Annotated in this window: 14 protein-coding genes and 1 tRNA gene; 12 read left to right on the top strand and 3 right to left on the bottom strand. The window is 64.6% G+C overall.

Going from position 1 to position 14,541, the window contains the following annotated elements:
* The first annotated feature begins 2 nt into the window (after positions 1-2).
* The 4 genes from ACFDR6_RS14250 (at position 3) to ACFDR6_RS14265 (ending at position 2,298) form a co-directional block, all read left to right on the top strand.
* On the top strand, positions 3-641 hold the full coding sequence (locus ACFDR6_RS14250) for an RraA family protein (protein WP_375858668.1): 639 nt from the start codon (positions 3-5) through the stop codon (positions 639-641).
* Between the two features lie 27 nt (positions 642-668).
* Positions 669-1,040: a dimethylsulfonioproprionate lyase family protein gene (locus tag ACFDR6_RS14255; protein ID WP_212079603.1), complete on the top strand. Its 372-nt coding sequence runs from the start codon at positions 669-671 to the stop codon at positions 1,038-1,040.
* A gap of 122 nt (positions 1,041-1,162) precedes the next feature.
* Positions 1,163-2,119, top strand: coding sequence for a tripartite tricarboxylate transporter substrate-binding protein (locus tag ACFDR6_RS14260; protein ID WP_317242064.1), 957 nt, complete (start codon positions 1,163-1,165; stop codon positions 2,117-2,119).
* 102 nt (positions 2,120-2,221) lie between these two features.
* A tRNA-Arg gene (locus ACFDR6_RS14265) sits at positions 2,222-2,298 on the top strand.
* 278 nt (positions 2,299-2,576) lie between these two features.
* On the opposite strand, the gene ACFDR6_RS14270 is transcribed toward ACFDR6_RS14265, so the two are convergent.
* The gene (locus ACFDR6_RS14270; RefSeq protein WP_375858669.1) at positions 2,577-3,515 is read right to left on the bottom strand and encodes a LysR family transcriptional regulator; all 939 of its coding nucleotides are present in this window, start codon (positions 3,513-3,515) and stop codon (positions 2,577-2,579) included.
* Positions 3,516-3,725: 210 nt separating this feature from the next.
* On the opposite strand from ACFDR6_RS14270, the gene ACFDR6_RS14275 reads away from it, so the two are divergent.
* The 6 genes from ACFDR6_RS14275 to ACFDR6_RS14300 all read left to right on the top strand — a co-directional run bounded on the left by ACFDR6_RS14275 (position 3,726) and on the right by ACFDR6_RS14300 (position 9,634).
* The gene (locus ACFDR6_RS14275; protein WP_317242066.1) at positions 3,726-4,808 is read left to right on the top strand and encodes an ABC transporter ATP-binding protein; all 1,083 of its coding nucleotides are present in this window, start codon (positions 3,726-3,728) and stop codon (positions 4,806-4,808) included.
* Positions 4,809-4,844: 36 nt separating this feature from the next.
* Positions 4,845-5,561: an HAD family hydrolase gene (locus ACFDR6_RS14280; protein ID WP_375858670.1), complete on the top strand. Its 717-nt coding sequence runs from the start codon at positions 4,845-4,847 to the stop codon at positions 5,559-5,561.
* Between the two features lie 14 nt (positions 5,562-5,575).
* A complete protein-coding gene (locus tag ACFDR6_RS14285; RefSeq protein WP_375858671.1) occupies positions 5,576-6,883 on the top strand; it encodes an NAD(P)/FAD-dependent oxidoreductase in 1,308 nt (435 codons plus the stop codon).
* A gap of 28 nt (positions 6,884-6,911) precedes the next feature.
* Positions 6,912-7,958, top strand: coding sequence for an ABC transporter substrate-binding protein (locus ACFDR6_RS14290; RefSeq protein ID WP_375858672.1), 1,047 nt, complete (start codon positions 6,912-6,914; stop codon positions 7,956-7,958).
* A 69-nt stretch (positions 7,959-8,027) separates the two neighbouring features.
* Positions 8,028-8,840, top strand: coding sequence for an ABC transporter permease (locus ACFDR6_RS14295; protein WP_212079610.1), 813 nt, complete (start codon positions 8,028-8,030; stop codon positions 8,838-8,840).
* Positions 8,837-9,634, top strand: a complete 798-nt coding sequence (locus ACFDR6_RS14300) for an ABC transporter permease (RefSeq protein ID WP_212079611.1) — start codon at positions 8,837-8,839, stop codon at positions 9,632-9,634. The genes ACFDR6_RS14295 and ACFDR6_RS14300 overlap by 4 nt, the downstream gene beginning before the upstream one ends.
* A 312-nt stretch (positions 9,635-9,946) precedes the next feature.
* Here the strand turns inward: ACFDR6_RS14300 and ACFDR6_RS14305 are convergent, their stop codons facing one another.
* Positions 9,947-11,338 carry an NAD-dependent succinate-semialdehyde dehydrogenase gene (locus ACFDR6_RS14305; protein WP_375858673.1) on the bottom strand — a complete coding sequence of 464 codons (1,392 nt, stop codon included), beginning with the start codon at positions 11,336-11,338 and terminating at the stop codon, positions 9,947-9,949.
* 194 nt (positions 11,339-11,532) lie between these two features.
* Between ACFDR6_RS14305 and ACFDR6_RS14310 the strand changes: the two genes are divergently transcribed.
* On the top strand, positions 11,533-12,672 hold the full coding sequence (locus ACFDR6_RS14310; protein ID WP_375858674.1) for an amidohydrolase/deacetylase family metallohydrolase: 1,140 nt from the start codon (positions 11,533-11,535) through the stop codon (positions 12,670-12,672).
* 42 nt (positions 12,673-12,714) lie between these two features.
* Here the strand turns inward: ACFDR6_RS14310 and ACFDR6_RS14315 are convergent, their stop codons facing one another.
* Positions 12,715-13,440: an alpha/beta hydrolase gene (locus tag ACFDR6_RS14315; RefSeq protein WP_375858675.1), complete on the bottom strand. Its 726-nt coding sequence runs from the start codon at positions 13,438-13,440 to the stop codon at positions 12,715-12,717.
* A gap of 120 nt (positions 13,441-13,560) precedes the next feature.
* Between ACFDR6_RS14315 and ACFDR6_RS14320 the strand changes: the two genes are divergently transcribed.
* Complete coding sequence (locus tag ACFDR6_RS14320) at positions 13,561-14,541, top strand: helix-turn-helix domain-containing protein (RefSeq protein WP_375858676.1); 981 nt, start codon at positions 13,561-13,563, stop codon at positions 14,539-14,541.

The following is a 14,541-nucleotide window of genomic DNA, read 5'->3' on the forward strand; positions in this document are numbered from 1 at the left end:
ACATGACGATTCACATCGCAGCGAACAGCGTGCCGAAGCCGCCGGCCGAGATCATCGAGAGCTTTCGAGGTGCCCCGACGTCGGTCATTTCCGACAATCTCGCCCGCCTGCCCGGCGCGGTCGGGCTGAAGCCCTATCATCGCGGGGCTAAGCTGGTGGGCACGGCCTTCACCGTGCGGACCCGCCCCGGCGACAATCTCGCCATCCACCGCGCCCTCGATCTGGTCGGTCCAGGCGACGTCATCGTGGTCGACGGCGGCGGCGACGAGACGCGCGCGCTGGTCGGCGAGATCATGAAGAACATCGCGCAGTGGCGCAAAGCCGAAGGTTACGTCATCGACGGCGCGATCCGCGATGTCGCCGCTTTCGCGGCCGACGACTTTCCCTGCTACGCCCGCGCGGTGATCCATCGCGGTCCCTACAAGAACGGTCCCGGCGAGATCAACGTGCCCGTGTCGATCGGCGGCAGCGTGATTGCGCCCGGCGACATCGTGGTCGGCGACGAGGACGGGGTGGTCTCGTTTCCCGCCGCGGGTGCCGCCGCGCTGCTGGACGCCGTCCGCACCCAGGTCGCGCGCGAGGAGGAGACACTGAAGGCGATCCGCGAGGGCCGCTACCAGGGGTCGTACGGCAAATCCTGATCAGGCGGGAGCAAAAGGGAGGACGACGTGAGTCAAAAAGAAGAATTCCACAACATCGACGATCCCAGCGATGGGCTGTTTCGCGAGCTCGCGGCAGGCGTGACCACGCGCATCTTCTCCGGCGAGCAGGCGATGCTGTCGGTGGTGACGCTGGCGCCGCATGCGCAAGGCACCCTGCACCATCATCCCGAGGAGCAATGGGGCGTGCTGCTGGACGGCTCGGCCATCCGCGTTCAGGGCGACGAGGAAATCCCAGTGAAGAAGGGCGATTTCTGGCGTACCCCGGGCAACGTGCCGCACACCATGCGCGCTGGCGCCGACGGCGCGCGGGTGCTGGACATCTTCAGTCCGCCTCGGCCAGAATACAAGAAAGCCGGGTCGGGCTTCGGCACGAGCTAAAGCGCTTTGCGCTTTAGATGCATCTTTTGAGCATGATCTTGTCGGAAAACCGCTACACACTTTTCCGGATCATGCTGCCGCGCCAAAGAGCAAAAGCCGGGCGCACCACAAGGGAGGGGACCATGACGATCACACGACGCACGCTGCTGGCCGCGCCGGCCATTCTCGCAATGACGCCGGCGCTGGCACAGGCCGGCAAGATCACGCTGGTGGTGCCGTTTCCGCCGGGCGGCTCGACCGATGCGATGGCGCGGCTGCTGCAGACCAATCTGCAAACCAAGCTCGGCCGCATCGTCGTGGTCGAGAACAAATCGGGCGCTGCCGGCGCGCTCGGTGCGGCGCAGGCCGCCAAGAGCCCGGCGGACGGCTCGACCTTCCTGGTCACCTTCGATTCCCACGCGGTGATTCCGTCCATCCTCGACAAGCCGCCGGTGGACGTCGAGCGGGAGCTGATGCCGGTGCTGCTGATCGGCACCGCGCCCTACGTGATCGCGGCGGGTGCCGATCGTCCCTATAAGAGCTTTGCCGACGTCGTGGCGGCCTGCAAGGCGAAGCCCGGTGCGGTGAAATATGCCTCTGTCGGCATCGGCACGCTCGGCCATCTCGCCATGACCGTGCTCGGCAGCAAGGCCGGCGTCGAGATCATGCACGTGCCCTATCGCGGCGGCGGCCCGGCGATGAACGACGTGCTCGGTGGCCATGTCGATCTCATCGCGGGATCGGCGGCGCTGGTCGCCGCCCAGCTCGGCACCAACATGCTGCGTCCGATCCTGCAGCTCGGCCGCGAGCGGCTGCCGGCCCTGCCTGATACCCAGACCGCGATCGAGGCGGGCTTTCCCGATTTCGAGACGCTGGCCTGGTGGGGCATCTTCGCGCCCGCAGGCACGCCGCCTGACATCGTCGCGGCCTTCGCGGCGGCGTCCAGGGAGATCCTGAGCGAGCCCGCGACCGCCACCCAGCTCAAGGAGACGCAGCACATGACGCTGCTGCTCCAGGACGGCGCCGCCTTCAAGACCTTCTTCGACAAGCAGGTCGCCTTTTGGGGCAAGGTGGTGAAGGACAATAATATCAAAGCGTAGGGCTCGCAGCCGTCTTTGCGCATGGGGCGCGGCGGGGCTTCCGATCCCGCCGCCGCTTTGATATGTACACCCTCAGGCAACCCGTCTAGGAGCGGGTTCCGCGGTCCCGTAGCTCAGCCGGATAGAGCGACGGTTTCCTAAACCGTAGGTCGCATGTTCGAGTCATGCCGGGATCGCCAGTTTTTCGATGCAAGAAACACAATAGCCACGGGCCTTTCCCTCCCGTACGCGCTCCGTCCCGGCGCCGATTTCGGTGTCTCGGGACCGATTCCCAAAGCTCCGTCCAGTACGTGGAATTACAAGGGGTTACATGGAGTGACGTCTGCTCCCCCGTCGCGAGCGCGTGAAGCAGCCTCACAGCAACGTTTGACGTCCCTCGCGGCTCATTCGAGGACCGGTGGACTCTCTTCGGCGTCGGGTCGGACCGAAGGAGCCCCGGCGAACTCATCCCGCAAGCTCAGTAGCAGGCAGACAGCAATCCAAGTTGCGGATACTGCCGGTCGATCGCGGCCACCTCTTTTCGCATCTGCGCGATGATCCAATCTCGGATCTCGGCGGCGATCGGGCGCATCAGGCGGTTGCGCGGCGGCAGGAATTCGCAGATGCGGCGCGTAGTGGCGAGCGTGTCGGAGGCCGGCACCAGCGCGCCGGTGAGCAGCCAGTGCGAGGTGACCGTCAGCCAGCCGAGCGCGATGCCCTGGCCGAGCAGCGCAGCCTGTACCACGACGGCATAGTCGGTGAAGCTGAGCGCTTTGGCCGCCCCGCGCCGCCCCGTGAGAAGCGAGGCGTAATCGGCGGCCCAATCACCCGGCGTCTCCCCGAGACGAATGATGGTATTGCCTTCGGCGGGATCGGACTCGCCGAGATAGCCGGGGCTGCACATCGGCAGCATGACTTCCTTCATGATCAGCGTGCCGCCGGAGGATGGCTCGTCGCGATCGCGGAAGCGCATGCCGAGATCGACATTCTCCACCGGCCCGCGCAGCGCGCCGGAGATGAGCTGGAAGCGCAGATCCACTTGCGGAAACTGCTTTTGCAGCTTGTCGATGCGCGGCATCAGCCAATGCGTGGTGAAGGCGGAGGAGACCGACAGCGTCACCGTCTCGGTGCCCTTGCGGCGCCGCTCGATCTCGACGAGCCCGCTCTCGATGCTGCGGAAACCTTCGAGCACGCGGCGATACAGGAGCTCGCCCTCTTCGGAGAGCACGGCACGGCCCGCCTTGCGGTCGAACAGGCGGACGCCGAGATGCTCCTCGAACTGTCCGAGCATGCGGCTCACCGCCGGCTGCGTGACGTTCAATTCGGCGGCCGCGGCCGTGAAACTGCCATTGCGCGCCGCGGCGTCGAAGACGAACAGGGCGTTGCTGGAGGGCAGCATGCGGCGGAGCTCTGGCATAACGTCATGTTATGAGCTGCGTGAGAATTTGGCAATTGCCGACTTTCGCCAAGTCTGGTGTCATCGAGACGACTGCCTGATCATAGGGGCATCGGAAGAAGATTTGGCGCGGTGCACGCTTTGGACGGCGCGTGCTCACACCCCTGTCTATAAAGTAGGCTTATGGCGTGCAGTGAGGCACGCCATTGCAGGACATGGCGAGGTCGATCGTTGGACAAGCGAGCGGAAAGCGTCGAAATCAGGTCCGCGAGCAAAGCTTACGGCGCGTTGCGCGCCCTTGACGACGTGTCCCTCAATGTCGGCGCCGGCGAGTTCGTCTCCCTGCTCGGCCCCTCCGGCTCCGGCAAGACCACGCTGCTCGGCATTTTGGGCGGCTTCATCCTGCCGACGTCAGGCACAATCCTTTTTGGCGGGCGCGACGTCACCTACATGCCGCCGCACAAGCGCGGCATCGGCGTCGTGTTCCAGAACTATGCGCTGTTCCCTCACATGAGCGTCGGAGAGAACGTCGCCTTTCCCCTGCGCGCGCGGCGCCTGCCGAAGGCCTCCTGGCCGGACAAGGTGCGCGCGGCACTCGGTATGGTCGGCCTTGCCGGCTATGAAGAGCGCGGCATCGCGCAGCTTTCCGGCGGCCAGCGCCAGCGCGTCGCACTCGCACGCGCCATGATCTTCGAGCCGCGCCTGATCCTGATGGACGAGCCGCTCTCCGCGCTCGACAAGCAACTGCGCGAATCCATGCAGATCGAGCTGCGCGCGCTGCACAAACGCATCGGCGCCACCATCATCTACGTCACCCACGACCAGCGCGAGGCGCTGACCATGAGCGACCGCGTCGCCGTGATGAAGGACGGCCGGCTGGTCCAGATCGACGCGCCCGAGCGGCTGCACGACCATCCTGCCGATTCGTTCGTCGCCAGCTTCATTGGCGAGGCGACGATGCTGCCTGTTCGCCGCGTCGATGCGTCCAGCGTCGCACTCGGCAACGTCTTGCTGCGCACCGCGCGCGCCATTCCGGACGGCGATGCGCTGATGCTGGCCGTGCACAGCGAGAAGCTTCTGATCGACGATGGTGCGCAGGATGGCGCCTGCAACCGGTTGACCGGGACGGTCACCGACGTCGTCTATCAGGGCGAGAGCCTGCGCATCTTCCTGGCGCTGGACGGCGGCGTTGCGCTCAGCCTGCGCCAGCCGGCCTATCACCAGGCCCATAGCCGCATCCCGCCGCTCGGCGGCAGCCTCACTGTCGCGCTCCATCCCGAGGACACCATCGTCGTGCCCCGGGTGGGGGACTGAACTTGAAGCCGGGACCAACCAGAGAGAAGAAGCCAGATGTCGACCCAAGCCGCGTTCAGCAATTTCAAGGTTCTCACTTTCGACGTCGTCGGCACCTTGATCGACTTCGAAAGCGGCGTGCTCGCAGCAGTCCGCAAGATCTCCAGCAAGACGCCTGCCGAGCTCAGCGACGAAATGATCTTCGAATCCTACAAGCGTGGCCGCGACAAGCACTATGAGCGCTCCAGCGAGGTGATGTTCCACGTCTATCGCTATCTGGCCAAGGAACTCGGGCTGCCCGCCGATGACGCGTCTTGCGATGTGTTCCAGCTCGCCGTGCTGCGCTGGGGCCCGTTCCCGGATTCGGTCGAGGCCTTGAAGCGCCTGCGCACCAAGTTCCGCCTGGTGGCGATGACCAATGCCGACCGCGTCGCGCTGTCCTGCTACGCGCATGCGCTCGGCAATCCCTTCGACGACACGGTCTGCGCCGACGATACCGGGGTGGCAAAACCGAATCCGGAATTCTTCGCCTACAACAAAGGTCGCCAATCCGCCTTCGGCTACAAGCAGTCCGACATTCTACACGTCGCGCAGAGCCAGTATCACGACATCGGCATTGCGCGGAAGCTCGGCTACAAGGTGTGCTGGATCGAGCGCCGCCAGGGTATCGCCGGCTTCGGCGGCACGCCGGCGGTCGAGACGCTGACCAAGCCGGACTTCCATTTCCCGACCCTGAAGGCCCTCGCGGACGCCGCGATCGGTCCGGCGGCGTAGCGGTGAGCGGCGGCATGACACGGGACCGGAGCGCGCTGCCATCGGCCAATTCGCTGTGGGAAGCCACGGCGGAGCCGGCGCGCGACTATCCCGTGCTGTCGGGCGAGAGCCAAGCCGATGTGGTGATCATCGGTGCCGGCTACACGGGCCTTTCCGCCGCGCACCACGTCGCCAAGAGCGGCCTGTCGCCCGTCGTGCTCGAGGCGAACCGTCCTGGCTGGGGCGCGAGCGGGCGCAATGGCGGCGTTATCACCGCAAAATTTCGCCTGTCGTTCCGCGAGATCGACACCGTGCACGGCCGCGCCATGGCGCGGCGCATGTACGAGATCGCGCATGAATCCACCGACATGGTCGAGGAACTGGTGTCCGAGTTCGGCATCGCCGGCGCGAACCTGACACGCACCGGTCAGGTCAAGGCTGCACATAACGAGACGACACTCCGGGCCGCGATAGAAGAAGCCAATTGGATGACGCGCGAGATGGGTTCGGCCGAGGTCCGCATTCTCGACAAGAACGGCGTGCGCGAGGAGACCGGCTCCGACATCTTTGTCGGCGGCGTGCTCAATCCCGGCTCGGGCGGCATCCACCCGCTGAACTATCTGCGCGGACTTGCCGATGGCCTGGCGCGCCGGGGCGTGCCGATCTACCAGCAGTCGCCGGTCACCGAACTACGGCGTGAAGACGGTGGCATCGTCGCCGAGACGCCACGAGGAACGATCCGCGCCAAGCAGGCAATCATCGCCACCAATAGCTACTCCGACCTGACCAGTGCCACCGCGCATCTGCAGCGCACGCTGATCCCGTTTCGCAGCGCCATGGTCGCCACCGAGAAGCTGCCGCGCAATCTCGCGGGAAAACTGATGCCGACTGGGCGCACCTATACCGAGACCAAGCGCATGATGCGCTGGTTCCGCATGGTCGACAATCGCGTCATCTTCGGCGGCCGCGGTGCCTTCGGCAAAGAGGACTCGCAAGCCGCGTTCGACGCGTTGCGCAAGGCGATGGTCGGGATATTCCCTGATCTCGCCGATATTCGGCTCGAATACAGCTGGTCGGGCCTCGTCGCGATGACGCTGGACTCGGTGCCGCATATCGGCCGGCTCGACGAGCGCACGCTGGTCTCGATGGGCTACAACGGCGCTGGCGTTGCGATGTCGAGCCTGATGGGGCGCTATCTCGCTGCCCTCGTGCGCGGCGAGACGCCCGACGTCGGCCTGCTCGATGTCAGGCGCATGAAAACCATTCCGTTCTATCCGCTGCGCGAGCCCGCCGTGCGCATGGTCGCCGGCTGGTACCAGTTTCTCGATGCGATCGGCCGGTGAGATCATTTTGGCGACGGAGGAGGAGAGGATGAGCATGAAGCGGAATCTTGGACTGGGCTGCGCCCTGGCGGGCGCAATCGGATTGACGAGTGCAGCTGATGCGGCCGAGCAAATCACCTTCGTCTCGCAAGGCGGCGCCTATCAGCAGGCGCAAACGGTGGCGATCCTCGATCCCTCCGCCAAGAAGCTCGGCATCACCATCAACCAGGATTCCATTCCCGACGCCTGGCCCGCGATCAAGACCCAGGTCGGCAGCGGCAAGCCGATTTGGGACGTGGTCGACACGCCGACCGGCAACTGCCTGCGCGGCGGCGAGCAGGGCCTGATCGAGAAACTCGATTTCTCGAAGATTCCGAACGGTGCCGCGATGCCCGAGGCATACCGCAGTCCCTATTCGGTCTCCTACGAGTTCTATTCCAGCGTGCTGGCATACAGCCAGAAGACCTTTGCGAAGGACGCGCCGAACAGCTGGGCCGACTTCTGGGACGTGAAGAAATTTCCCGGCCGCCGCGCGCTGCGCAACCACCCGTTCGCGACGCTCGAGGCCGCGTTGATGGCCGACGGCGTTGCGCCGGACAAGCTCTATCCGCTCGACGTGGACCGCGCCTTCAAGAAGCTGGAGGAGATCAAGCCGCACATCACGGTGTGGTGGACCTCGGGCGCGCAGTCGGCACAGCTGCTCAACGACGGCGAGGTCGACATGGAGATGGCGTGGAACGGTCGCGTCAGCGCGGTCGCCAAGGAGGGCGCCAAGGTCGCCTTCACCTACAATCAGGGTATCCTGCAGAGCACCTCGCTCTGCATCCTCAAGGGTGCGCCCAATCTCGCCACGGCCGTGAAATTCCTCAACGAGGCCGTCGACCCCGTACATCAGGCCAACCTGCCGCTCCATATCGATTATGGCCCGGGCAATCCCAAGGCGTTCGAGACGAACGTGATCAAGCCCGAGCGCGCCGCGCAATTGCCGAGCGAGCCGGCCAATGCGGCCAAGCAGGCGCTGATGTCCTATGCCTGGTGGTCCTCGTCGGCCGGAGAGGCAGCCGAGAAGCGCTGGGCGTCGTTCATGCAGAAATAGATGGAGCGAGCGTTGACGACATCCGTGCCAGATCCCTCCCAAAAGCATCAGCGCCGCGAGCACGGTCTTATGCTGGCATTGGTGTCGCCGGCGCTGCTGGTCATCCTGGCTCTGATCGTGCTGCCGGTCGGCTGGCTGGCCTGGCAGTCGATCTACCAGGACGGCTTCACGCTGGAGAACTACCGTCGCGTCTTCACCGAGGACGTCTACTGGCGCAGTTTTGCGCTGACCTTCGAGATCAGCCTCGCGGTCACGGCCATCGCGCTGCTGCTCGGCTATCCGATCGCATATCTCGCCAATTCGGTGCCGAAGGGATGGAGCATCCTCATTCTGTCGCTTGTCGTGCTGCCGTTCTGGACCAGCGTCCTGGTGCGCGCCTATGCCTGGCTGGCGCTCCTGCAGCGGACCGGCGTGATCAACCAGTTCCTGCGCTATCTCGATGTGATCTCGGAGCCGCTCGCGCTGGCCCACAATACGTTCGGCACGGTGGTTGCGACCGTGCACATCCTGCTGCCGTTCATGGTGCTGCCGCTCTATGCCACGATGCAGAAGATCCCCGGCGACCTCATGGAGGCCGGCGCCAGCCTGGGCGCAAGCCCGTCGCTCACCTTCTTTCGCGTGTTCCTGCCGCTGTCGCTGCCGGGCGTGCTCGCCGGCTGCACCATGGTGTTCGTGCTCTGCCTCGGTTTCTACATCACGCCGGAGCTACTCGGCGGCGGACGCACCGTGATGGTGTCCATGCTGGTGAGCCGCAATGTCGAGCTCTACAATCAGTTCGGTGCGGCGAGCGCCGTCGCGGTGGTGCTGCTCCTCGGCGTGCTGGCGATCTTCTTCGTCGTCAGCCGCTTCATCTCGCTCGATCGCGTGCTGGGGCAGAGATGATGCGCGTCTCGCCCGCACGGATCGTTCTCTACGTGATCAGCGCGTTGGTACTGGTCTACCTGATCCTGCCGGTGCTGATCATCGCGCCGATTTCGTTCTCCAGCGCGCGCTTCCTGACCTTTCCACCGCCATCCCTATCGCTGCGCTGGTACCAGCAATACTTCTCGAATCCGGCCTGGATGCAGGCGACGCGGGTGACGCTGACGGTCGCGCTGCTGACCGTCGTGATCGCGACCCCTCTTGGAGTAGCCGCTGCCTATGCCATCAGCCAGTCGAAGCTGCGGATCATGCGCATCATCCACATGACGCTGCTGTTGCCGCTGGTGGTGCCGATCATCATCACCGCGGTCGGCATCTTCTTCGTCTATGCCAAGGTCGGGCTAGTCGCGACCATGCCCGGCCTCGTGCTGGCGAACGTGATGTTGGGACTGCCTTATGTCGTCATCTCCGTGCTGGCGGGCCTGCAGAGCTTCGATCCCGCTCAGGAGATGGTGGCCCGCAGCCTCGGCATGAACCGCCTGCGCAGCTTCTTCGTGGTGACGCTGCCGCAGGTCAAGTCCAGCGTTATGGCGGGCGGCATCTTCGCCTTCATCTCGGCGATGGACGAGACCATCGTCGCGCTGTTCATCTCCGGCGGGCAATACCAACCGCTGACCAAGCGCATGTTCACTGCGCTTCGAGACGAAATCGATCCCACAATCGCGGCGATATCGACGCTGATGACAGCGGCCTCCTTCATGCTGGTGCTGCTCGCAAGTACTCGGCGACGAGCTGCAGCGGGGAGGCTTCAATAATTGGGATTCGAGTTCGTCGGTCAATTGACCTTGGTCCCCGTCTGCTCGACGACCTTTCCCCATTTCCGGGCTTCATCCGATATGACCTTGCCGAAATCGGCAGCTGTGCCGAACGAGAATCGCGTTCATTTCTCCGTCCAACCTATCGACTGATCTGTTGGGCGGCATCGAGCCGCTCCTGGCCCCGCTCGGCGTGCTTGCGGTGGCACAGGTGATGCGCGCGATGCTGACCCCCGAACCGCCGCCAATCCGTAAGCGGAAGTTCGGAAGCATCGTGGCCGGCCAATGGGCGCCCCCAATCCGGGTGGTCGATCAGAAGCGGGCGTCGATATCCACGATGTCGATCAGCTTGTGGTTGACGAACTCCTTGAGTCCGAGCCCGAGGAGCTCGCGGCCGTAGCCTGATCGCTTGATGCCGCCGAACGGCAGGTCCGCTTCCACCTTGGTCGGATGATTGACGAACACCATGCCGGTCGAGATCTTCCGCGCGACTTCCGCTCCGTGTTTCGGGTTGGACGTGAACACCGAGCCGCCGAGGCCGAAGGGGGAGTCGTTTGCAATGCGCACGGCGTCAGCCTCGTCCTTGGCGCGGAACAACATGGAGACCGGGCCAAAGAATTCCCAATAGCGGGCCGGATTGTCCTCGGTCACCTCGGTGAGAATCGTCGGCTGCACGAACGCACCCTGGTTAGGCACCGATGGACCGACCTCCTCGGCTTTGGCGCCCTGCTGCACGGCCTGCTGAATCCTCTCCTTGATCTCGTCGGCGGCGTGCTGTGACGAGAGCGGCGCCAGCGTCGTCTCGGAATCGAACGGGTCGCCTGCCTTCAGGGCAGCGACACCCTTGCGATAACGCGCCAGGAATTCATCGTATACCTCATCCACGATGATCATGCGCTTGGAGGAGACGCAGACCTGGCCGCCATTCCAGTGCCGACCGAACACGGCCCATTTGACGGTCTTTTCCAGATCAGCATCGGCCAGGACGACGAACGCATCGGCACCACCAAGCTCCATCGTCGATTTCTTCAGCGCCTTGCCGGCCTGGGCGGCGACGATCGCGCCGGCGTCCTCGGAGCCGGTGAGTGCGACACCATGGACCCTGGGATCATTGATGATCATCTCGACCTGTGAGCGGGTGGCGTAGAGCTTGGTGAAACATCCCTCGGGCAGCCCGGCCTCACGCATGATGCGTTCGAAGGCTGCTGCGCTCTGGGGCACGTTCGAGGCATGCTTCAGCAGGATGGTGTTTCCGACCGACAATTGGGGCGCGATGATGCGGGCGATCTGGTAATAGGGAAAATTCCACGGCTCGATGGCGAGGATCACGCCGAGCGGATCGTGAACGATCATCGCCTCGCCTTCCGCCGGGTCTGCGACAGGCAGCTTCTCCGGCCGCAACAACTGCTCGGCATTGTTGACGTAGTATTCGAAGATGCGCGCGCAGAGATCGACTTCGGCCTTGGCCTCGGCAAAGAGCTTGCCCATTTCCAGCGTCAAGAGCTTCGCATAACTATCGCGATCCCGTCGCAGAATGTCTGCCGCTTTTTGAAGCACTGCCGTGCGTGCCGAGATGGGGACCTCGCGCCAGGCGTGAAAGGCTGCGTGCGCCCGATCGATGGCGGCGCTGACCTCCTGATCGCTCGTGTTGGGAAAAGTCTTCAGAGTCTCGCCGGTATATGGATTGATGGTGGCATAGCTCATGTCCGTGGTCCTTTCGGGCGAGCAGATTGTTGGAAGCCAGATCACAGTCGGCTTGCCGGTCGATCGGACCATAGGATTGAGTCCGGCTCGGACATTGACATGAGTCATGTCGCGTTTATCGATGTGCAGGGGGATGCCTTCCTGTCTGGCCGGCTGATCCAGCCTGCATTTGGCCGCTACATCCGGAGACCATGATGACTTTCGACCTGATCCTGCGCGGAGGCCGCGTGATTGACCCCTCGCAGAAGCTCGATGCCGTGACCGATGTTGCCTTCGCCGGCGGCAAGGTCGCCGCCATCGGCGCCGGACTCAAGGCCGATCCGGGCACGGATGTGCGCGATGTCTCGAAATACATCGTCACGCCGGGACTGATCGACCTGCACACCCATGTCTATTGGGGCGGCACGTCGCTCGGCATCGATGCCGAGGAGTTCTGCCGTCTCTCCGGCGTCACGACGGCGGTAGATACCGGCAGCGCCGGCCCCGGCAATTTCGCCGGCTTCCGCAAACATGTGATCGAGCCGAGCCAGGTCCGCATCCTCGCTTACCTGCACGTCTCGCATGCCGGCATCTTCGGCTTCTCGCACCGGATCATGGTCGGCGAGAGTGAGGAGTTGCGGCTGATGAATCCGATCGAGGCGGCCGAGGTGGCCGATGCCAACCGCGACCTCATCGTCGGCATCAAGGTGCGCGTCGGGCTGCATTCTTCGGGGACATCAGGGACCGTCCCGCTCGACATCGCGCTGCAGGTTGCCGACGAGGTCGGCATGCCCTTGATGGCGCATATCGACCATCCGCCGCCGAGCTATGAGGAGGTGCTGGCACGCCTGCGTCCCGGCGACGTGCTCACCCACGCGTTCCGCCCGTTCCCCAACACGCCGGCGACCGCGCAAGGCACGGTAAAGAAGGCGGTGCTGGATGCACGCGAGCGCGGCGTGCTGTTCGACATCGGCCACGGCAAGGGTTCGTTCGCGTTCAAGACCGCCCGCGCGATGCTCGCCAACGGTTTCTATCCGGATACGATCTCTTCGGACATCCACCAACTCTGCATCGACGGTCCCGCCTATGACCAGGTGACGACGATGTCGAAATTCCTATGCATGGGCATGGAGCTGTCGGATGTGATCGCGGCGTCCACCGTCAATGCCGCCATGGCGCTGCGGCGCCCCGAGCTCGGCAGCCTCAAGCCGGGCAGCGTCGGCGACGCCACGCTGATCTCCGTGAGGCAGGGCCAGTTCGATTACGAGGACGTCGTCGGCGAGCACCTGATCGGCGACCGCAAGATCGTCTCGGAAGGCGTCGTCATCGGCGGCCGCTGGTGGCATCCGGATTGAGTGGCGCTCAGGAATCGTGAGCGCCATCGCGGGAGGCTTCGGTCAGTCGCGTCCCGCCTCCATGATCGCCTTGGCGAGCCGCGCCGGCTCGGAGAAGCACAATTCATGGCTTCCTGCCACCTGCACCAGGCGGAACAGGCCGAGCTTCTCCGACAGGCGCGGATGCCAGCCATAGCTGTGAGGCAGCGCGGTGTCCTCGGTGCAGTTGATGTAGGATTTGGCCAGCTGCATCTCGGCCGGATCAGTCTTCAGCGCGATCTTGTCGGTGAAGGTCGCCAGCGGATGCGGATTGAGGACGTCGTAAGCCTTTTGCGCCGTCTCCAGATCCGCATCGTTGATGAAGGCCTCGCGCCAGATCGGGAAAGGCAAGACCACCGAGCCGTCGCCGCGCTCGGCCGCAATCGCGTCGAACAGGCCGACATAGTGCGGCGGCACCATGTCGTTGAGGCATTCGCCATTGTTGGGCACGAAGGCATTCCAGTAGACCAGGCGGCGGATGCGCTCGGGCGCGAGGTCAGCGACGCCGGTGATGACCATGCCGCCATAGGAATGGCCGAGCAGGATGACGTCCTTCAGGTCATTCTCGGCCAGGTAGTCGGCGATCGACTGGATCGCTTCCTTCAGGCCCGTGGTCTTGGCATCGCCCGGACGGTTGCCCTTGATGGTGGGGGTATGGACCTGATGGCCGGCCGCGCGGATCGGTGCGGCCACGGGCTCGAATTCGGCACCGGTGTGCCAGGCGCCGTGCACGAGGACGTAGGTCGGCATGTTGTGGCTCCTCCCGAGGGTGTGGTTAGATCGGCGCAGTGTCGCCGTGCGGCCAGTGTGGTCCGGCGGCGGAATTCTTGCTTGGCTGGAAGTGAACCGGATTGGTCTCGGAGTGAACCTATGCAGCAGGTCGAGCGCGCCGTTCCGTCACGCCAATCGGCCTGGAATACTGCGGGCGTGCCGCCGGACGAGCAGTTCGCCTATTATCGCGAGGCGATCTGCCAGGCCTTCATGAACCTGACGCCGGAGCCGGCGGCCGCAGCCGGCTTTCCGGCCAGTGTCGAGCACGTCCGGCTCGGTGATGCCGCGATCAACCGCGTCAGCTTTCCCGAACATGTGGTGCGGCGTTCCGCGGCCGACATCGCGGCATCCAACCGCAGTTGCTTCTACCTCAATCTGAAGCTGGCCGGCCGCTGTCTTATTCAGCAGGAGGATCGCGAGATCAGCCTGTCACCCGGACAGGTCGGCATCTTCGACAGCGACCGGCGGTTTGCGCTCCTGCACGATCGGGGTCCGCAATTGCAGGTCGCCTCGTTCTGGGTGCCGGCAGAGGCCCTGCGCGAACGGCTGCCGGCTTCGTTCGACGTCGCTGCCGCCCGTGTCTCCGACGATCCCTTTGTCGGCCATCTCATTGTGGAGACCGCGCGCACGCTCAGCGACGGGGCGCTGCGCATGACCGAGGATGAGGGCGTGCGGTTGTTCCGGGCGTTGATCGAGCTGGTCGCCGTGAGCCTGTCGCGGCGCAGCCGGGCAGGCGCTGCGGAGATGGAGAGCCTTGCCGATGCCAGCACGCTGGCTTTGAAGCGGGCCATCCACCGCAGGCTCCGCGAGCCCGGACTTGCGGTTGCCGATGTCGCCGAGGCCGTCGGCATCAGCGAGCGCTACGTGCACAAATTGCTCGCGCGATCGGGCTCTAGCTTCACCGATTACGTCATCGACCATCGGCTCGATGGCATCGCCAGGGATCTCGGCGATCCCGCGATGGCGGATCGTGCGATCGGCGCCATCGCGTTCGACTGGGGCTTCTCGGACCTCTCCCACTTCAGCCGGCGCTTCAAGCAGCGCTTCGGCTGCCGGCCGCGCGACTGGCGTGCGCGATGA

The sequence above is a fragment of the Bradyrhizobium tunisiense genome (assembly GCF_042263385.1).
GTDB classification, from domain to species: Bacteria; Pseudomonadota; Alphaproteobacteria; order Rhizobiales; family Xanthobacteraceae; genus Bradyrhizobium; species Bradyrhizobium tunisiense.